Origin of the sequence: Spongiibacter taiwanensis, assembly GCF_023702635.1 — a bacterium.
GTDB lineage: Bacteria > Pseudomonadota > Gammaproteobacteria > Pseudomonadales > Spongiibacteraceae > Spongiibacter > Spongiibacter taiwanensis.
In genome coordinates this window covers 2,457,168-2,478,006 of sequence record NZ_CP098455.1, presented here as the reverse complement: position 1 = coordinate 2,478,006, position 20,839 = coordinate 2,457,168, and the positions used below count along the sequence as shown (strand labels likewise).

At 58.0% G+C, this 20,839-nt stretch carries 15 protein-coding genes; 14 read left to right on the top strand and 1 reads right to left on the bottom strand.

Annotated elements, in window-relative coordinates; translation table 11 throughout:
- Positions 1-8: 8 nt before the first annotated feature.
- The 8 genes from NCG89_RS11440 to NCG89_RS11405 all read left to right on the top strand — a co-directional run bounded on the left by NCG89_RS11440 (position 9) and on the right by NCG89_RS11405 (position 10,044).
- Positions 9-1,469: a capsule assembly Wzi family protein gene (locus NCG89_RS11440; protein WP_251086669.1), complete on the top strand. Its 1,461-nt coding sequence runs from the start codon at positions 9-11 to the stop codon at positions 1,467-1,469.
- A gap of 60 nt (positions 1,470-1,529) precedes the next feature.
- Complete coding sequence (locus tag NCG89_RS11435) at positions 1,530-2,663, top strand: polysaccharide export protein (RefSeq protein ID WP_251086668.1); 1,134 nt, start codon at positions 1,530-1,532, stop codon at positions 2,661-2,663.
- A gap of 74 nt (positions 2,664-2,737) precedes the next feature.
- Entirely contained in the window at positions 2,738-4,993 is a 2,256-nt protein-coding gene (locus NCG89_RS11430) for a polysaccharide biosynthesis tyrosine autokinase (RefSeq protein WP_251086667.1), read from the top strand.
- Between the two features lie 964 nt (positions 4,994-5,957).
- Complete coding sequence (locus NCG89_RS11425; RefSeq protein ID WP_251086666.1) at positions 5,958-6,290, top strand: GIY-YIG nuclease family protein; 333 nt, start codon at positions 5,958-5,960, stop codon at positions 6,288-6,290.
- A gap of 33 nt (positions 6,291-6,323) precedes the next feature.
- Positions 6,324-6,809: a pantetheine-phosphate adenylyltransferase gene (coaD, locus tag NCG89_RS11420; RefSeq protein ID WP_251086665.1), complete on the top strand. Its 486-nt coding sequence runs from the start codon at positions 6,324-6,326 to the stop codon at positions 6,807-6,809.
- Between the two features lie 9 nt (positions 6,810-6,818).
- Positions 6,819-7,070 carry a YfhL family 4Fe-4S dicluster ferredoxin gene (locus tag NCG89_RS11415; RefSeq protein WP_251086664.1) on the top strand — a complete coding sequence of 84 codons (252 nt, stop codon included), beginning with the start codon at positions 6,819-6,821 and terminating at the stop codon, positions 7,068-7,070.
- A gap of 521 nt (positions 7,071-7,591) precedes the next feature.
- Positions 7,592-9,283 carry a gamma-glutamyltransferase gene (ggt, locus tag NCG89_RS11410; protein ID WP_251086663.1) on the top strand — a complete coding sequence of 564 codons (1,692 nt, stop codon included), beginning with the start codon at positions 7,592-7,594 and terminating at the stop codon, positions 9,281-9,283.
- A 380-nt stretch (positions 9,284-9,663) separates the two neighbouring features.
- Positions 9,664-10,044: a GIY-YIG nuclease family protein gene (locus NCG89_RS11405; protein ID WP_251086662.1), complete on the top strand. Its 381-nt coding sequence runs from the start codon at positions 9,664-9,666 to the stop codon at positions 10,042-10,044.
- Here the strand turns inward: NCG89_RS11405 and mutM are convergent.
- Complete coding sequence (gene mutM, locus NCG89_RS11400) at positions 10,035-10,853, bottom strand: bifunctional DNA-formamidopyrimidine glycosylase/DNA-(apurinic or apyrimidinic site) lyase (protein ID WP_251086661.1); 819 nt, start codon at positions 10,851-10,853, stop codon at positions 10,035-10,037. The genes NCG89_RS11405 and mutM overlap by 10 nt on opposite strands.
- 758 nt (positions 10,854-11,611) lie before the next feature.
- On the opposite strand from mutM, the gene NCG89_RS11395 reads away from it, so the two are divergent.
- From NCG89_RS11395 to NCG89_RS11370, 6 genes are all read left to right on the top strand, one after another.
- Positions 11,612-13,609: a hydantoinase/oxoprolinase family protein gene (locus tag NCG89_RS11395; RefSeq protein WP_251086660.1), complete on the top strand. Its 1,998-nt coding sequence runs from the start codon at positions 11,612-11,614 to the stop codon at positions 13,607-13,609.
- A 1,225-nt stretch (positions 13,610-14,834) separates the two neighbouring features.
- Positions 14,835-17,606, top strand: coding sequence for a class I adenylate cyclase (locus NCG89_RS11390; protein ID WP_251086659.1), 2,772 nt, complete (start codon positions 14,835-14,837; stop codon positions 17,604-17,606).
- A gap of 84 nt (positions 17,607-17,690) precedes the next feature.
- Positions 17,691-17,858, top strand: coding sequence for an LPS translocon maturation chaperone LptM (gene lptM, locus NCG89_RS11385; RefSeq protein WP_251086658.1), 168 nt, complete (start codon positions 17,691-17,693; stop codon positions 17,856-17,858).
- A 33-nt stretch (positions 17,859-17,891) separates the two neighbouring features.
- On the top strand, positions 17,892-19,139 hold the full coding sequence (gene lysA, locus NCG89_RS11380; RefSeq protein WP_251086657.1) for a diaminopimelate decarboxylase: 1,248 nt from the start codon (positions 17,892-17,894) through the stop codon (positions 19,137-19,139).
- Positions 19,140-19,244: 105 nt separating this feature from the next.
- Positions 19,245-20,075, top strand: a complete 831-nt coding sequence (gene dapF / locus NCG89_RS11375) for a diaminopimelate epimerase (RefSeq protein WP_251089379.1) — start codon at positions 19,245-19,247, stop codon at positions 20,073-20,075.
- An 8-nt stretch (positions 20,076-20,083) separates the two neighbouring features.
- Positions 20,084-20,788, top strand: a complete 705-nt coding sequence (locus NCG89_RS11370) for a DUF484 family protein (protein WP_251086656.1) — start codon at positions 20,084-20,086, stop codon at positions 20,786-20,788.
- Positions 20,789-20,839 lie beyond the last annotated feature (51 nt).

Below are 20,839 nucleotides of genomic sequence, written 5' to 3'. Positions count from 1 at the left end.
GAAGATTTATGCCCAGCAAGTTGTTTCGCGCTCTCACTCTGGCCTCCATTGGCTTGGCTGGCCCGAGTCTGGCGGCGCCGTGGATCAAGCCCGACGATCTCAGTGCCCGCCTGCAGGTTGAGTATTTGGCCAGCCAGGGCCTTATCCGAAGCCCGATCACCCAGTGGCCGTTGATGTGGGGCAGCATTCTGCCGGATTTGCGATTGGCGCAAAATCGCAAGCTCAGCCCGCAACAGCAGCGGACGGTTGACTCACTCCTCGCCCAGTTCGAACAAGACAGCGCGCCCACCCAGGTCACCCTGAGTGCTGGTACTGCTGATCAGGAAGTGACTGCCTTTGGCGGCTTTGGCGACAGCAATAATGCGCCGCAATTTGCCAGCGTGAGCGCCGGTTTTGTGGGGCGGCGCTGGGCGGGTGAGCTGCAAGTCAGTTACGACGTGCCGGATTACACTTGGGAGCATCGCAAGCTGGACGGCAGCTACCTGGCTGGCGCCTTTGGCAACTGGGGGCTGACGATTGGTGCGATTGATCGTTGGTGGGGGCCGGGCTGGCAGTCCAGTCCTATCCTGTCCAACAATGCGCGCCCGGTGCCGGCACTGTCTATTGCTCGCAACAAAGCCCTTCCCTTTGAGAATTTTTTTCTATCGTGGCTCGGCCCCTGGCAGCTACAAGCCTTTATTGGCGAGCTGGAGTCCAACCGAGCGGTGCCCAACGCCAAACTGCTGGGCATGCGTTTCTCAGTCAAACCGGCCTACTGGTTAGAGCTGGGTGCCACCCGCACCGCCCAATGGGGCGGCGATGGCAGGCCGCAGGATTTCAGTAGCTTTGCCGATTTAGTGGTCGGTAAAGACAACCGGGGCGACAGCGGTATCACTCTTGAGAACGAGCCTGGCAACCAGTTGGCTGGATTGGATTTCAAAATAAGCGTCGCGGTGCCATGGGGGAGTCAAGGCGCATACGGCCAATTCATCGGACAGGACGAGAGTGGCTATGCGCCATCTCGCTATATCTACACTGCCGGACTGGACGGCAGCATTGTGGCGAGGCAACACACGCTGCAATGGTTCTTTGAACGCAGCGATACCCGAGCGAGTGCTTTAAGCAACAATCCTCGTCTCAATTACTCATATGAGCATGCTGTCTACGAAAGCGGTTATCGATACAAAGGGCGCACGATAGGAGCAAGCATTGATAGCGACAGCACCATCAACACCCTTGGCTTAACCCTGCTGCTGCCCAATCGCGATTTGGCTAAAATGACCTTGTCCAACCTGACCCTAAACCCCGACGGCGGCAAGCGAACTGGCTTTCGCGGAGAGGGCGCGGTGGCCGAAGTCAGCTACACCGCCAACGTGCTTAACGGCCAGATTGAGGTTGGCTACCGCTATGTTGATGACGATATTCGGGTGGCTGGCCTGGGGAACGACGGCGTAAATACACTGTTTATTGAGACCGTGTGGCGCTGGTAAGCCCGCCCAACTGATAAAGAATTTACATAGATTGCACTGCATGCAAATGGGGATTGCTCAATGAAACTGTTACACGCCTCTGTGCTCATTTTGAGCGCGATCTCGGCAGGCTGTACCGTGGTACCCGGCAGCGATATGAGCCGGATGAATTCGGTGTGGTTCGACGATACACCAGAGGACTACGCGCCAGCCAGCACCAATATTGAATATATTCCGATTAATGCGACGGTGCTGAGCCATATCAAATCCCAACCATTCTCTGCCCCGAAAAGCAGCAAGGACCTCGACGAGCATATTCAAAACTACGTCTACCGTATCGGCACGGGGGACGTGCTGACTGTTACCGTTTGGGAGCATCCGGAGCTGACCATTCCCTCGGGATCGTTCCGTAGCGCTTCGGAGGGCGGCAACGAGGTAAAAGCTGACGGCACCATTTTCTATCCCTATGTTGGCGATATTCAGGTTGTCGGCAAAACGACCGCCGAAGTCAAAACGTTAATAGAAGAAAAGCTTAGCGAGGTCATCAACAAGCCCCAGGTCGATGTGCGGGTGGCCGACTTTCGCAGTCAGCGCGTATATATCAGCGGCGCGGTGGAGAGGCCAGGCATTGTGCCCGTCACCAATGTCCCCATGACCGTGCTGGACGCAGTGGAAAGCGTCGGGGGCATGGCTGAGGACGCGGCGTGGACATCCGCCCAGCTAACCCGAGACGGCCAGGTAAGTACTATTTCGCTGCGCGCCCTGTACGAGCGCGGTGACTGGCAAGGAAACATGCTCCTCAAGCACGGCGATTTAATTCATATTCCTCGTAATGACGCCGAGAAAATATTCGTCCTCGGTGAGGTCAATATTCCGCAAAGCATGTTTATGTCTCGCAATGGCACTACCTTGGCGGAAGCACTGGCCAGTGCCAGAGGTATTAATGAAGGGCGCGCTGATGGCCGAGGCATTTATGTTTTGCGCAATGCTGGTGTTAGCCGGGATGAAGATGGCCTGCCGATTTACAATGCAACGGTATTTCACCTCAATGCCAACTCCGCCGTTGGCTTTATGCTGGCAGACTCGTTCCCCCTCCAGGCCCGCGACGTTGTCTATGTGGCTCCCTCGCCCATCACCAAATGGAACCGATTCCTAAGCCAGCTCTTGCCCACCATACTGGCAACGGAAAACGTCCAAGATATTGAAGCTCGTTAGGCTGCTCAACGGAATTGAGCGAAGCGGTAGAGCGATTTGATTCAGCAAAATTTTACAGGGGTTCTCACGTCGCTATGACAAGCCAAAATCCAACCACTAATACTAACTCTAGACCGCAAAAAGACGACGAGATCGACCTATTAGCCTTGTTTGGCACTCTGTGGGAAAAGAAGATTGAGATCGCGGCACTCACCGCAGCATTTATGCTGGTGGGCATCTTTTATGCTTTGGTCGCCACGCCAATCTACCGGGCAAACGCACTCATTCAAGTAGAGAATAAATCGGGCGGCGTGCCGGGGCTCAGTGAAGTCTCAGAGATGTTTGGTGGTGAATCTGCCGCCGTGACTGAAATCGAACTCATTAAAAGTCGAAACGTTATCGGCACCGCGGTTGAAACGCTCTCGCTTGATGTCGTCGCAGTGCCTAAATATTTCCCAATCATTGGCGAAGCCATCGCACGACGCTTCCGTTCAGCGGAAGGACAGGTTGCAGCGCCAGTTATGGGCATGACCTCTTATGCCTGGGGCGGGGAATCGATCATCGTCCCCCGGTTCCGAGTGCCGGACCGATACCATGGCCATGAGTTTACACTGGTTGCTGGCACCAGCAACCAGTACTCCTTGTTTGACGAAGACGAAAACCTCATTCTAGAAGGCGAAGTTGGAAAGACCGCCAGTAACGAACAATTTGAACTGTTCGTGGCAAACTTAAAGGCCAACGAAGGAACGAAGTTTTCCCTGATTAAGCGCTATCCTCTCAATACGATATTGGCTTACCAAAGTCTTTTAGGCGCGGCAGAAAAGGGCCGAGAGTCCGGCATTATCGAACTGACTTTAGAAGGCAGCGACCCTCGGCGGGCCGCGAAAATTGTCGACGTGGTCGCCGAAGCCTATTTGCGCCAGAACGTGGAGCGCCAATCGGCCGAGGCGGCCAAAAGCCTCGAGTTCTTGCGCGATCAATTGCCAAATATCAAGAAAGACCTCGAAGCTGCTGAGAAAAAATTTAACGATTATCAAGTGCAAGCCGGATCGGTCAACATCAATGCCGAGGCAACTGCGCTCCTCGAGCAAATTGTCAGCATAGAATCTGCCCTTGCCGAACTTCAACTGCAGCAAGCTGAATTGAATCGGAAGTACACCACCGACCACCCCGCCTATCAGGCATGGCGCGAGCAGCTCGCTGAGCAAAAGGCCCGCAAAGCTGAAATGAACGAGCGGATCAAAGCATTGCCTGAGACCCAACAAGAACTTCTTGGCCTAAAGCGCGATGTTGAAGTGGGTACCGAGATTTACACCCAAATGCTTAACAATATTCAAGAGCTGGATATTGTTCGGGCGGGCACCGTTGGCAACGTACGCATTGTAGATGAGGCCGCAGTAAACATTTCCGACCCAGTCAAACCTAAAAAGGCGCTGATCGTTGTCATAGCTACCATGCTGGGCGGATTTATTGCCGTGGCGCTGGTGTTGGTCCGAGCCGCCCTAAACCGCGGCATTGAAAACCCAGATGACCTGGAAGCTATCGGCCTGCCCGTTTACGCCTCAATCCCCATGTCAGATGAGCAGCGCAAGCTGGATCGCGCAGATGTGAAGCGCCGCCATTTGCGCAGAGCAAAGCACCTCCACCCCAACGCCCTGCTCGCCCAACGCAACCCGACCGATATTGCGATTGAGAGTTTGCGCAGCCTGCGCACCAGCCTGCATTTTGCGATGTTGGAAGCCTCGAACAATATCATGATGATTTCCGGGCCCAGCCCTAACGTGGGTAAGTCTTTTGTGTCAGGTAATTTGGCGGCGGTAGTGGCTCAGACCGGGCAAAAAGTCTTGCTGATTGATATGGACTTACGTAAAGGCTACATGCACAAAATGTTTGATATGGGACCTGAAAATGGCATGTCCGATATTTTGAGTAAGCGCTTGTCCGTCGAGGACGCCATCAAAACGACAAAGGTCGGCGAACTGTCCATTATTACTCGCGGCATTGTACCGCCGAACCCCTCGGAGCTGTTGATGAGCCAGGGGCTGACAGACTTGCTGAATACCGTTAAGGATCAGTTTGATCTAGTAATTGTGGATACCCCACCGATTATGGCGGTCACCGATGCAGCAATTGTTGGACGCCACTGTGGAGTAACCATGCTTGTTACGCGCTTTGGCTTGAACCCAGTTAAAGAACTGGAGGTAACCAAGCAGCGTTTTGAACAGAACGGTATCGCGGTTAAAGGCGTTGTTCTCAACGCCGTTGAACGTCGCGCATCGGGCTATGGCTACGGCTATGGTTACGGTGGATACGGTTACTATCAATACGAGTACAAGTCCGATAAAAGCTAGGCGCCACGCTTGCTTTTAATAAAGGGCCTCCAAATGGAGGCCCTTTTTTGTTATGCCGGGGCGCGTCGGTCACGCCATGACGTGTTGTCACCACACCAGCGTTCACTGACCGGCTCAGAAACATCGCTTTACCAGCCATCGTTCTATGGCCATCAGAGGGCGGCTTTATCGCAGTCCGTTTTGAATGCTATCGCTCCCTGACCGCAATAGAAGGGTCCACCGGCAATGGCACAAGCCTTCGCGTACCTGCCTTTGTTCGTGGGCTCTTCGCTGCGCTCAGAGAACGTCGGAGGTGGGGTTCAAAGATATCGAAATGCAGCCATATCGCTCTTTGACCGAATCAGTTACATCGATTTACTACCACACCGCTCTCCGACCGCCACGGAACGGCCCACCGACAGTGGCACAGGCCTGCACGTCCCTGCCTTTGTTCGTGGACTCTTCGCTGCGCTCAGAGAACGTCGGGGCGGGATTCAAAGATTTCGAAATGCAGCCATCATCGCCTACGGACCCAACCAGAAACATCGATTTACTACCACACCGCTCCCTGACCGCCAGGGAAGGGTCCACCGACCGTGGCACAAGCCTTCACGCACCTGCCTTCGTTCGTGGACTCTTCGCTGCGCTCAGAGAACGTCGGGGCGGGATTCAAAGATTTCGAAATGCAGCCATCATCGCCTACGGACCCAACCAGAAACATCGATTTGCTACCACACCGCCCCCTGACCGCCAGGGAGGGTCCACTGACAGTGACTCAAGCCTTCACGCACCTGCCTTCGTTCGTGGGCTCTTCGCTGCGCTCAGAGAACGTATCGGAAAGCGCCCGGAGAACGCCGAGGATGGGGCTCAGGGGCGCCAAAACACCATCGTTCCCTGACCGTCAGGGAAGGGTCCACTGACATGAGGCCAAACACCCGCTATCTTTCAGGGATGTCATGAAAAACGCCGACAAGGAGGTTGGCTTATGCAGGGCTATCCTGGAGTTTACATTCTCAGCAATCGCCGTAATGGTACGCTTTACACGGGCGCAACCAGCGATCTGGTACGGCGCATCCATGCCCATCGGGCGGGTTACGTCGATGGTTTTAGCAAGCGCTACGGACTTAAGCGGCTGGTTTATTTCGAGGCTTGTGAATCGACTCACCAGGCCTTTATGCGGGAGCGCCAGATTAAGGGCCTGCTGCGACGTAAGAAAATTGCGCTGATCGATTCCGTCAACCCGTCCTGGGAGGACCTTTTCACCCGATTGCTCGCCGATCAGGCCGCACGTGTTGGGGTCGGCGGGCAATCTTGTTAGACTTCTCCTCACCCTTCCTTAATTGACATCCCTATGAAACGCATCGTCTACCCCGGCACCTTTGACCCCATTACCCGCGGCCATATTGATCTGGTGGAGCGGGCCAGTCGCCTGTTTGACACGGTGGTGCTCGCCGTGGCCAATAGCGAGAAGAAAAAGCCCATGTTTGAATTGGATACCCGCATGGAGCTCTGCCGCGAGGCGCTGTCCCACCTTGAGAATATCGAGGTGTGCAGCTTTACCGGACTTACGGTAGAGCTGGCCCAGGAGCAGAATTGCAGCATTATTTTGCGCGGGGTTCGCACCGTTGCCGATTATGAATACGAGCTGCAGCTGGCCAACATGAACCGCGCCCTGGCGCCGGGGATTGAGACGGTGTTTCTCACTCCGGGGGAGTCGCTGTCGTATGTTTCCTCCTCATTGCTGCGGGAGATTGCCGGCATGGGCGGCGATGTATCGCGGTTTGTGCCCGATAACGTGATGAGGGCGCTCAATGCCCGCTTTGCCAAGCGAGGCTAGGCCTCTGCCATGGCACTGATGATTACCGACGAGTGCATCAATTGCGATGTTTGCGAGCCTGAGTGCCCCAATGAGGCGATTTACCAGGGCCCTGCGATTTACGAGATTGATCCCGACCGCTGCACGGAGTGCGTCGGTCACTTTGACGCGCCCCAATGCCAGCAGGTCTGCCCGGTGGACTGCATTCCCCTCAACCCGGAACATATTGAAACCGAAGTACAATTGCTGGCGAAGTACCGCAATCTGATTGCGGTAGGTTAGCGGGGCCGAGTCTTCGCACTGCGCGATTATCATGCAGAGGGCGCTTTTTCAGCGGGGTGCCACTACCTATGGGCCCTTCTCTAACGGTCAGAGAACGATATGATGGTACTTGCAGTTCTCTGTTCTCTCTCTTCTTACGTTCTCTGAGCGCAGCGAAGAGCCCACGAACAATGGCAGAGGAGTGAAGGCCCGTGCCATTACCTATGGACCCTTCCCTGACGGTCAGGGAACGATGGGTGGTAAAGCGATGTTTCTGCGCCGATCAGGGAACGATGCGACTGCATTTCGATGTCTTTGAACCCCACCTCCGACGCTCTCTGAGCGTAGCGAAGAGTCCACGAACAACGGCAGTACCTACAAACACGCGCCCATGCCGGCAACCCACGACTACCCACAGCTATTCACCCGTCTGAGGCACCGCGCTTTCCCTCCCCCGTTGAACTGTTTACCATCAATTTCGTCTACTTCACCCACTCGCTAAAACCAATAGGTTCAACATGCGACTGCTGCTATTCCCATTAATGATAACGCTCTCGCTTTCTGCCATGGCCAGCGATCCGCTGATCGTGCCAGAAGCTGCTAGCGGTCTTAGTGAAACCAAAGCCGTGCGCTATCAGCACGCGATGGCGGTTACAGCCAACCCCTACGCCAGCGAGGCCGCCAAAACCATCCTCCAACAGGGTGGCTCAGCGGTAGATGCCGCTATCACCGCCCAGCTGGTTCTGGGGCTGGTGGAGCCCCAGTCCTCGGGCATCGGCGGCGGTGCATTTATGCTTCACTGGGATTCGAAGACCAAGCAACTTAGCAGCTGGAATGGCCGCGAAACCGCACCGGTGAATACCGAGGAGCGACACTTTTTGACGAAATCCGGCAAGCCCATGTCGTTTTACGACGCGGTCATTGGCGGCTACGCCGTGGGCGTGCCCGGTGTGGTGGCGATGCTGGAAGCCGCCCATAAGGCTCATGGCAAACTCCCCTGGTCAGCGCTGTTCGCACCGGCTATTACGCTGGCGGAACAGGGGTTTATGTTGTCGCCACGACTGCACACCCTACTGAGCAACTCCCCTCGCATCGCGGTTAACCCGGCCATTCGCGATTGCTTTTTTGTTAATGGAAAGCCAAAACCCGTCGGCACAGTGCTGAAGAACCCCGCCTACGCCAGCACCTTAAAACAGCTTGCCGAGGGCGGCGCTGAAGCGTTCTACCACGGCGGATTAGCCAAGCAATTGGTTGCCGCGGTGACCAACGATCCAAACCGCCCTGGCAAGCTTCAGCTCAGTGATTTGGCCAATTACCGGGCTCAGCAGCAGCCCGCCATTTGCGCCGCCTTTTTGCAGTATCAAGTTTGTGGTGCCCCGCCACCGTCATCCGGGGGGACAACGGTGTTAGCCATTCTTGGCATGATTGAAAACGCAACCAAAGGCGGAAAAGACATCCTGCCACTACATTCCTTCATCGAAGCCTCCCGCATCGCCTTTGCCGATCGCAATCGCTACATCGCCGATCCAGATTTTGTCGAGGTTCCTACTCAGGGGCTGGTCGATCCGGGTTACCTCAAGCAGCGCGCGGATCTCATTTCTGACAAGCAACGCCTGCAAGACGTTACGGCAGGCAACCCGCCCGGTGCGCCGCCGCGTGAGGGCAGCGAGTCGCCGGAGCTGCCCTCCACCAGTCACTTCAGCATCGTCGACAGTGATGGCAACGTGGTCAGCATGACCACCAGCATCGAAACCGCCTTCGGCTCCCGAGTGATGGTGGGCGGCTTTTTACTGAACAATCAGCTCACCGACTTTTCCTTCGCGCCCAAAGATGAAACTGGTGAGCTCATCGCCAATCGCATCGAATCAGGCAAACGACCGCGGTCCTCCATGTCGCCCACCATTGTGCTCAAGGACGGCCAACCGATTCTGGCCATCGGCAGCCCGGGCGGCGCACGCATCATCGACTACGTAGCGCTAAGCCTTTACCGCATTCTGGCGATGGACATGCCCATTGATGAGGCCATTTCTGCTGGGCACGTTGTGGCCATGGGGCCCTATCTGGAGCTGGAGGCCGGCCGGTTCACCCCGGAACAAATAAAAGTACTTGAGGACCTTGGCCACGCTCCCCGGCAAGGCGAGCAAACCAGCGGACTACATGTGATTCGTCTATTGCCAGACGGACTGGAAGGCGCTGCCGACCCGCGCCGGGAGGGTGAGGTAGCGGGGTTTTGACGCCGCTTATTACTCTCTTACCGACTCAGAAACATCGATTTACCAACCCTCCGTCCCCTGACCGCTAGGGAAGGGTCCACGGGCATTGGCACAGGGTTCACGCCCCTGCCGTCGTTCGTGGCCTCTTCGCTGCGCTCAGAGAACGTAGTCCTACCAGAATGCGCGACCTCCGCTACATCGCTCCCTGACCGCCAGGGAAGGGTCCATGGGCAAAGGCACGGAGTTCAAGGCTACCACCCCTGCTAGCGGTTTCTGCCATGGTGCGAGAGATGATTTCGGTTCCGGCTAATCACGAATTCCAGAAAAACCGCCCGCAAAATTTGCACCTCAGCGACATACACCTATAATTTTTGTGTCTTTAGCGTGCCAAGGACTGGCTTATGAAGCTTGCCGCTGTGTATATGATGGCAGCCCGCGACGGCGGAGGTTGTTTGCACATTGATGTCACTTCCGATTTGCCCAAGCGACTCTGGGCACACCGAAATGCGCGCCCGGGCCACCCAATCGAAAGCCTGCCCGATCACAAACTGGTGTATTACGAAATCACGCGCAATCTGTACGCTGCGACAGTGCGGCTGCGGGAAATCATGGCTGGCCCAACGGGCACTCGAGGAGCACTGATCCGCACCGTTAATCCCGAGTGGCAGGATCTAACGGAGCAGGTTGACGCATTAGTTGAGCAGCTCACCGAGTCAGAAGAGCATCACAGCAAGCCCGCATCACAATGGGCGCACCGCCAACGCCACACTAATCAGCGCTGACATTCCGAACAATAAACTGTGGTGCGCTGGGCCAAGCGAATTTCCCTCAACGGTGTTTGGCAGCGCACACAAGGCAAGCCGGCGCGACCATAGACCAGCAGCTCCTGCTTGAAATAACCCGGTTTGCCGTCACCTCCCACAAAGTCTTTTAGCGTCGTGCCACCTTGCGCGATCGCTTTCGCGAGCACCTCTTTCACCGCATCAACCAACACTCGCACTCGAGCCTTGCTAATGGCGCCTGCGGCGCGGGTGGGCCGGATTCCGGCCATAAACAAGGCTTCATTCGCGTAGATATTCCCTACACCGACCACTACGCGCCCGTCCATTAACAATGTCTTGATCGGCTGCTTTCGACCTTGAGATTTGCGGTGAAGGTAGTCACCGCTAAACTCCTCTGAGAGCGGCTCCGGCCCCAAGTGGCGTAGCAACACGTGGTTGCTTGTGACAGCGCCCTCCACCCACAAAACGGCACCAAAGCGGCGCGGATCGGTGTAGCGCAACACCCGACCGTTATCCAACTGCCAATCAACATGATCGTGTTTTGCAACGGCGGTGCCGCCTTCAACCAGATAGAGACGCCCTGACATGCCAAGGTGAACGATCATCCAGCCGGCGGCAAATTCCACCAGCAGATACTTGGCTCGACGCTGGAGAGAGATCACCTGCTGGCCCTGCAACTTTATCGGCAAGTCTGCGGGGACAGGCCAGCGCAGCGCGCCATTGCGCACCGTCACCTGAGTGATTTTGCGGCCCAGCAAATGGGGGCTTACGCCGCGACACACCGTTTCTACTTCAGGTAATTCAGGCACTGCAATCTCTCATCTGTGTTTCACCATTAGCTGGGCTGCAAGCTGGTTACATAGACCCTGCTGCGAACTAACCCACGCCAACGCCCTTCAAGAAAACCTTTGCGGCATCCCGCACTAAATGCCCCGCTCGACCCAAATTGTCATTCCGAACGCACTATTCGCAGCCGGGAGTTCAGCTAGGCACCGCCGCCACTGGACCCCGGCTCGAGGGCCGGGGCGACATATCAAAACCCTAACATCCGGTCATTGCGGACGCGCATTGCCGCGATCCATAATCCAATCAGGCACCACTGCCACTGGGCCCCGGCTCGAGGGCCCGGGGCGACAAATCAAAAGCCAAACATCCCGTCATTGCGGACGCTCATTGCAGCGATCCGCAATCCAATCAGGCACCACTGCCACTGGGCCCCGGCTCGAGGGCCGGGGCGACACATCAAAACCCTAACATCCAGTCATTGCGGACACGCATTGCAGCGATCCGCAATCCAGTCAGGCACCACTGCCACTGGGCCCCGGCTCGAGGGCCGGGGCGACACATCAAAACCCGAACATCCGGTCATTGCGGACGCGCATTGCAGCGATCCGCAATCCAGTCAGGCGCCACTGTCACTGGGCCCCGGCTCGAGGCACTAATCCCCAACGAACTGCCGCTGCTTGTTCTCGACCACGCCCAGTGACGACCATGCTCTCTAAGGCGCCCATTGTGAATAGCCACCCGGGTTGGGCACAATACCGACTTTCTCTTCTGTAGGCAGCCCATGGATACCGCCAACCCGCTTTTTTATCTCGGCGTCGATACCGGCGGCACCTTTACCGATTTTGTCCTTATGGGCCCCGAGGGCCTGCAAACACACAAGTGCCCCTCTACCCCGGACAACCCCGAGCGCGCCATTCTCAATGGCATCGCCGCCCTTGGGCTAGAGCAGCACGTTGCCAACGGCACGCTGGTTGTGGTGCACGGCTCCACGGTGGCAACCAATGCCGCGCTGGAAGGCAAGGGCGTGAAAACGGCCTTTATCACCAATCGCGGCTTTGCCGATATGCTCACCCTTGGCCGGCAAACCCGCCGCGACCTTTACGACCTGCTTCCGTCCCGCTTCGAGCCGCCTGTCCCGGCGCCGCTATGCTTGGAAACCGGCGGTCGCCTTGATGCCAACGGCAACATCGTCGAGCCGTTGACCGGGGCTGACCTCGCGGCTCTCAAGGCCCACATTGCCGAGCTGCAACCCGACGCTGTGGCCATCAACCTGTTGTTTTCTTTTTTGGACCCCAGCGCAGAAAAGGCGATTGCGGCGGCCATGCCAGACACGGTGTTTGTGTCCTGCTCGTCGACGGTGTTGCCGGAATACAAAGAATACGAACGCGGCATGGCCACCTGGCTCAATGCCTGGCTGGGGCCAAAGGTCGCCCGCTATTTGCGTCAGCTCCAACAGGCATTGGCCGGCACGCCGCTATCGATCATGCAATCTTCCGGTGGCACCCTCGATGCCGAAAACGCCGGTCAGCGGGCAGTGAATCTGTTGTTGTCCGGCCCGGCCGGCGGGCTGGCAGCGGCCCGCCAATTGGGCAACGACCTGAATCGTCCGCGCTTGATGACCTTTGATATGGGCGGCACCTCCAGTGATGTGGCGCTGATCGACGGCGATATCAAACTGACCAGCGAGGGGCGTATCGGCCCTTATCCCGTGGCGATTCCGATGGTCGATATGCACACCATCGGCGCAGGGGGCGGGTCTATCGCCTATATTGACGACGGCGGCCTGCTACGGGTCGGCCCCGAATCTGCCGGTGCGGTGCCCGGGCCCGCCTGCTATGGCAAGGGAGGCACCCAGCCCACGGTCACCGATGCCAATCTGGTTCTGGGCCGCATTCCCGCCACGGCCCGCCTCGGTGGCGATATGCCCGTGCGGCTACCGCTTGCCAGGGAGGCAATCGGCCGCCTTGCAGAAGCGCTTTCGCTTGATCTGGAAAGCACCGCCCAGGGCATTATCGACATCGCCAATGAGCATATGGTGCGCGCACTGCGGGTGATTTCGGTCCAGCGGGGCCACGATCCCAAGCACTTCAGCCTGTGTTGCTTTGGCGGGGCCGGTGGCCTGCATATCTGTGCGCTGGCCGAAGCCCTGGGCAGCCAGGAGGTCATCATTCCCAACTTCGGCGGGGTATTCTCGGCTCTGGGGATGCTGCAAGCACCGCGAGAGCGGCAACTCTCCCGGACGCTGAACAGGTCGATGAATGAGGTCTTGCCTGCCGAGCTCAGCTATCACCTCGACGAGCTCACTGCCGAAGGAAAGCGTCAACTGCTTGGCGAGGGAATTACCCCGGATCACATTCAAACCGTTGCCACAGTGGATCTGTGTTATCAGGGCCAGAGCTATACCTTGAATCTCCCCTTTGTCGGCGCGCTGCCGGCCATCACCGAGGCATTTCATCAGGCCCACGAGACCCGCTACGGCCATGCCCTCGACCTTCCGGTGCAGCTGATCAATCTGCGTGTCGCTGCCCGGGCGCCCGCCCAGTTTACCGACATGCCGACCCTGCCTGCCCAGCCCAACGCGACACCAACCGATTACCTGCCTATCGCATTTTGCGACGCACCCGTACCGCGCTATCAACGGGAGCAGCTGGCCCCGGGTCAGGTAATACCGGGCCCGGCATTGATTAGCGAAAACGTTGCCAGCAGCTGGCTAGCACCGGGCTGGCAGGCCGAAGTGTCCCCACACGGTCATCTGCTGCTCGAGCGCCTATTGCCGTGACGCGTAGCGGAAGAGCCTACGAAAAGGCGGCAACCCGAAACCCCTTCGCTGCGGCCAGAAACCTTTAATTTATCGCTCCCTGACCACCAGGGAAGGGCCCACTGGCAATGGCACAGGATTCACGCCCCCGCCGTCGTTCGTGGACTCTTCGCTGCGCTCAGAGAACGTCGAGGAAAGCGCTTGAGACGAAATACCCTACCAGCCACGCCGCCCCCTGACCGCCAGGGAAGAGTCCCGGCAATGGCACAGAATTCACGCCCCCGCCGTCGTTCACGGCCTCTTCGCTGCGCTCAGAAAGCGTCGAGGAAAGCGCTCAGGGCAGAACACCCCAGCCCCCACCATCGTTCCCTGACCGAATTAGAAACATCGATTTACCACTATATCGCTCCCTGACCACCAGGGAAGGGTCCATAGTTGAAGGCACCAACCTTTAAGCCCCCGCCGCCGTTCGTGGCCCCTTCGCTTACGCTCAGGGAACGAGGGAATAGAGAGCCTGAGTGGACCCTCCACTGACGCTCAAGGGACATCAGAATGGGGCAGGCGCCAATGTCGACACGCGCCTGCGTTAGCTCCCGGCCTGGGCACCGAACAGACAACTGCATCAATTCAAATTACCACCGTATTCCATCATCTCTGACGCGCAGCGGAAGAGCCCACGAACGGCGGCAGAAAAGCTCGTACACGAGCCCCAACCAGAGGCCCTTGCCCTATCGCCCCCTAACTATCAGCGAAAAGGGGCGCCACCGCCATACCATCCACCCTGTCGCTCCCTGACCGCCAGGGAAGGGTCCCGGCAATGGCACACCCCGCCATCGTTCATGGCCTCTTCGCTGCGCTCAGAGAGCGTCGAGGAAAGCGCTTGAGACGAAATACCTTACTCCGCGCTCCCACCACGTCGCTCCCTGAGCGCAGCGAAGGGTCCATCGATGCTGGCACCAACCTTTAAGCCCCTGCCGTCGTTCGTGGACCCTTGGCTTGCGCCCAAGGAACAGAGGGATAGAGACTGTGCGACCCGTTCCCTAACGCTCAGGACACGACGGAGCCCGGCCGTTGCCAATTTCGGGCAGCACTTGGGCACAGGGATTGGCGGGCAAACAAAATCATCGGCGGCATCGCCTTCTTTTCAGCAAAGCCACCTATAGACATCGCCGCGCTCAAGGGTCTAAATGGACTCCGGCGAAAGCTGCCAGGGGCGGCTGCCCCGCTATTTTCAGGGACCGCATTCATGTCTGTCGAACCGACACTGCCAAGCCTGTTCGACCGGGAAATTGACCGGGAGGAAATGGCGCGTATTCGCGAGCGCTTTCTGACACTGAACCGGGAACGCTTGCTCCGCACTCGCAGCGTGCTCAAAGCGCGGCAACAGCTGATCCTGGATCTGCTGCCCCTGCTTTTTCACGTTAACCACCCGGTGTTACCCGGCTATGTCGGTGCGGACGCGCCCTGTGGGCTCGACAATTACCGGGTAGCCAACGACATTCTCGCACGGGTTAAAACCCATATTTCGGCCAGCTTCGATTACCGCCACCCACAACACAACAGCAACGCGATTCACAGTATTTTTCTGATGGGTTCCTGCGGCACGGTAGCCCACGCGCCCAATTCAGACCTGGACATCTGGCTGTGTCACCGGGCTCGGCTGACCACTGAAGCCATCACGCTGCTCCAGCGCAAGGCCGCAGCGATTACCCAATGGGCAGACTCGCTAGGCCTGGAGATCCACATCTTTTTGATGGAAAGCGAGCAATTCCGGCGAGGTCAGCGCAGCCAACTGAGCGCGGAGGCGGCGGGCACCAGTCAGCATATTTTGCTGTTGGACGAGTTTTACCGCAGTGTGGTGTTGCTGGCGGGCCGCTACCCGATCTGGTGGCTGGTCCCCCCGGAGGAAGAAGCCAACTACGCCGAGTACAGCGCAATATTGCGCAGCGATGGACTGGTCAGCAGTGAGGAATCGATCGATTTCGGTGGCGTCGCCGACATACCCGCCGGCGAATTTATCGGCGCCGGTGTGTGGCAACTCTACAAGGCCATCACTTCGCCTTACAAAGCGATTATCAAACTACTGCTCACCGAGGCCTACGCCGACGAATACCCCAATGTGCGCCCCCTCAGTTTGCAGCTAAAGACGGCCGTTTATACCGGTAATACCGATGCCGACTCCCTTGATCCGTATGTGCTGGTGTACCGCAAGCTCGCTGACTATCTGGACAACCGGGACGAGCCCGGGCGGCTCGAGCTGCTTAAGCGCGCCTTCTACTTCAAAATCGGCCAGCATGCCTCTAGCCAGGGTGACCACGGCCCGCAATGGCAGCGAACACTGCTGGCCTCTCTTATCAAAGACTGGCAGTGGAGCAACGAGCAGCTACTCAACCTGGATACCCAATACCATTGGAAACTACGGCGAGTCAGCGAAGAGCACAAACAGCTGGTGGCAGAGCTCACAAGCAGCTACCGCTTTCTGCAAAGCTTCGCCCGCCGTATCAATAGTCCTGCACTGATCAACTCCCGGGAAATGAATCTGCTCGGGCGCAAGCTCTACGCGGCCTTTGAACGCAAACGCCACAAAGTTGAGTGGTTCAATCGCGGCATTGCGGTGAACCTGGAAGAGCAGCAGTTATTTTTCACCGCCACCGGCTACGGCCATCAACGGCGCTGGCGAGTGAGCCAGCGCGAGCTGGACAACACCACCCGCGATGAGGTGCTCAATGAAAGTGACCACCTCATCGCCCTGCTGTGCTGGTGTCATTGCAATGGCTTGATTGGCAGTCAAACGCGCTTGCGTATTCAGGACAATCTCGGTGGCATGGACGAGCGCCAATTAATTTCCGTTAGCAATGACCTTCGAGAGCGCCTGCCCCGCACCGCCGCAGCGGGGGACCCCTCCCAGCATAACGCCTTCACCCAGGCCAAACGTCCGGTTCAAGTGATGGTGTATGTCAATCTCAGTCAGGATGGCCTGGCCAGCCTGGGGGGCAGCGGCGTGCCTAACAAAGATAACGCTTTTCCGGTCAACCAGATGGAGCTGGTGATTATCAACAGCTGGGGCGAGGTCTCTTCCAGGGCATTTTTCGGCCCCGAAACGCTCATTAACGGCCTCAAAGCCTTCCATCAGATTTTGCTGGCCGAGCGCGACGGCCCCACCCTGAAGCCCCACTTCTTTTGCGCCAATGACCGGCAGGGCGCATTGACCACCAACCTTCAACAGCTCGCCGACGAAATGGTTGCCAGCTTTCGGCGCACCGATTTAACCCAGCGCTTTGTCCTCAAACTGGCCGACGGCTACCACATTCTGCAGCAGGGCAACGCCGCGCTCGACTCGCAGCGAGTTGATTCGGCCGACGCACTGCTGCAAACCCTGGGTCGCGGCCAGGCAGTGTTCAGCCCCTTTATGCTGGAACGCCACTGCCTGCCTATCTCCATTCTCGCCGCCATCAGCCAACACAGCCAAAACCCCGATTGCCAGGTGTTTTTGCGGGCAGAGGACAATATCGTCGAGGCTTATGTCAGCGACGAGCGGGGCTCTTTGGTGCGCCTGAAGTATCCGAATTGTCCCGCTGAGCTAGTGGCCACCACGCTGCGCCATTTTCTGATGCGAACCCGTCTTGAACAGCAGGCCCATTACCACCTCCATTTTTTCACCCTCAATCGCCAACAGGATCGATGGCAGGCCATTCCGATCGAAGCGCAGGCCAGCATTACCAGTCAATCTGCTTATCTCGAGGCTCGCGCTTGCTCGGCCGCGACCGGCAAAGCGGCATTCGACCTGGCCTGCAATGGCCAGATTTTCCGCTATGCCAAACTCGGTAAGCAGCAACTCGGCGCGGTTGCCAGACGGATGGTTGCCAGCGGCGCCATTGACCTCAACGCCGGATTTCGACGCATTACGCTGGGTAAGGCCGGCCTGCAAACTTGCGTTTACCTGCGCTACAAAGCCCACTTGGAAGAACTGCTCTTTGAGGCCGCCGCCCAGCCCGCCGCCACCTTCCCGGCGTCATAGATCGCCCTAAACGGACAAACCTTTCGGCCCGGGGAAGTGGGCAGGTATAATGCCCGGCTTTACTGTCCGCCGGGGGCCGAAACTGTGAACGCCATTCGCAAACTGACTTTTGCTTCACTATTCGTGCTGCTGCAGGTCGTACTGCTACAGGCCTGTGGCCAGACCGGCCCGCTGGTCTATCCCGAGGCGGACACCGAACCGGCAGGAAACCAGACAACCGGGGAAGCACCGGCGGCCCCCGCCAGCCAGTAACACCGCGCTCCTTATTTACCAACAGAGTCACTCATGAACCCTTTTCAGTACCAAAACGGCCAGCTCCACGCCGAGAACGTGCCACTACACCACATCGCCAGCACCTACGGCAGCCCTTGCTATATCTACTCCAGAGCCTATCTGGAGCAACGCTTTGACGAGTACGCCCAGGCGCTGGGCAACCATCCGGGGCTGATCTGTTATGCGGTCAAAGCCAACTCCAATATTGCCGTATTGAATGTACTGGCGCGTCGGGGCGCCGGCTTTGATATCGTCTCCCAGGGGGAGTTAGAGCGGGTTCTTGCCGCCGGTGGCGACCCGGCCAAGGTGGTTTTCTCGGGTGTGGGCAAAACGGCGGCAGAAATGCGCCGGGCACTGGAAGTGGGCATTCACTGCTTCAATGTCGAATCGGAAGCTGAGCTGGAGCGGCTCAACGAGGTGGCTGCCGACATGGGCAAGCAGGCGCCGGTGTCGATCCGGGTGAACCCGGACGTGGATGCCAAAACCCACCCCTATATTTCCACCGGCCTGCGCGACAACAAATTTGGCATCGACTTTCAACTGGCACCCAAGGTCTACCGCCGCGCCGCCGCGCTGAGCCATATTGAAGTGAAAGGCGTGGACTGTCATATCGGCTCCCAGCTGACCGAGACCCGCCCCTTCCTCGATGCCCTCGACCGGGTTCTGCTGCTAATCGACGAGCTGGCCGCCCAGGGCATCTCGCTTGAACACCTGGATCTCGGCGGCGGGCTTGGGGTGCGCTACCGAGACGAACAGCCGCCCTCGACCGGCGACTATGTCAGCCAGGTACTGGCCAAACTGCAGGGGCGGGGACTCAAGCTCATGTTTGAACCCGGCCGCTCTATTGCCGCCAACGCCGGCGTACTGCTCACCCGGGTGGAATACCTCAAGCTCAATGAGCACAAAAATTTTGCGGTGATCGACGCTGCCATGAACGACATGCTGCGGCCGTCGCTCTACTCCGCCTGGATGGATTTGCTGCCGGTCAGCGAGCAAAGCAGCGCGCCCGCGCGCAGCTATGATGTGGTGGGCCCGGTATGCGAGACCGGCGACTTTCTCGCCAAAGACCGCACCCTCGCTTTGGCCGAGGGCGATCTGCTGGCGCTGGCGTCCAGCGGCGCCTATGGATTTACCATGAGTTCCAATTACAATAGCCGTGGGCGTGTAGCCGAAGTCATGGTCGATGGCGACCAGCACTACCTCGTTCGGGCACGCGAGACCATCGCCGACCTGATGCGTGGCGAATCCTTACTCCCCTGAGGCACAACACCGTCGGGAGCACGGGCCAGCATCCTTTCAGGCCGCGCCAATCTTTTTCGGCCGGCCTTCAGCGTCCTCGGCGAGGCGCAATACATGGACATTTCGATGCTGTTACGCTTCACAAAAATGCATGGCCTGGGCAACGACTTTGTGGTGATAGACCTCATCACCCAGCGCTTCAAAATCAAACCCCACCATATTCGTAAGATTGCCGACCGCCATTTTGGTATCGGCTGCGACCAGGTGCTGCTGGTCGAGATCCCGAGCCAACCCGACGTCGACTTCTGCTACCGCATCTACAACGCCGAAGGCAGCGAGGTAGAGCAATGCGGCAATGGCGCCCGCTGCTTCGCCCGCTATGTGCGCGACAAGCGCCTGACCGGCAAGAAATCCATCAAGGTGGAAACCCTCGCCGGGATCATTGAGCTGGAGGTCACCGACAATCGTCAGGTGCGGGTGGATATGGGCGAGCCCATTCTCGACCCCAAGCGCATCCCCTTCACCGCCCCCGAGCAGCAAAGCACCTACGACCTCGACGTCAATGGTGTGCACTGGCAGGTCGGCGCGGTATCGATGGGCAACCCCCATGTCATTCTGTCGGTACCCGACGTGGACTCCGCCCCGGTCGAGACTGTTGGCCCGGTTGTGGAAAGCCACAGCCGCTTCCCCCAACGCGTCAATGTGGGCTTTTGCCAGATCATCAGCCGCACCCAACTCCGCTTGCGGGTGTTCGAGCGCGGCGTGGGCGAAACCCTGGCCTGCGGCACCGGCGCCTGCGCCGCCGTCGTCAGTGGCATTGTGCAGGGCCAGCTGGATCATTGTGTTGAGGTCACCCTGCCGGGCGGCGCGCTGGCTATTGAGTGGCAGGGGCTAGGCCACCCCGTTATCATGACCGGACCCGCAACAACGGTCTTTGAAGGCCAAATTCAACTATAGGACCTACCGTGGACACACCCAGCCAGAAGAAATCCCCACTGCCCAGCGAAGACGATGTTGCCCGCTACCTGCGCAATCATCCCGGCTTTTTTCTGGCCAATGAAGATCTTCTGGCGGATCTCAAGCTGTCCCACCAGACCGGTAAGGCGGTCAGTCTGCTGGAGCGCCAGGTAGAAGTGCTGCGCGAGCGCAACATGGATATGCGCAACCGCCTGAGCAACCTGCTCGACAACGCCCAGCGCAACGAGCAAATTTTTGAATTGAGCAAGGCCCTGATTTTGTCGCTGCTGGAAGCCAAGCGGCCGGAAGAACTAAGCAATACGCTCTGCCGCGGCCTGGTCAATGACTTTGAGGCGGTGGATTATGCTTGCCTGATTTTGTTTGCCGACCCGAGCAAGCTGGGTAGCAGCCAGCTGCGTATCGAAAGTATCGAACATGCCCAGAAAAATATCGGTGGCCTGCTGCGCAGTAGAAAAGCCGTATGCGGCGTGCTGCGCCCCGAAGAACTGCGGTTTTTGTTTGGCAAGCATGCCGAACATATTGGCTCAGCGGCACTCATTCCGATTAAAGCCGGCGCGCTGGATGGCGTGATCGCGGTGGCGAGCAAGAACCCCGAGCATTTCCGTTCCAGTATGGGCACGCTATTTTTGGATTATATTGGCGAGGTGGTAAACCGCTGCCTGCCAAAATTGATGCGCAGCCATTTAAGCTGACGCGGACTTTCATTAGGCTCAGCCGCATGTAGAAAAAGCCGGGATGCGCTG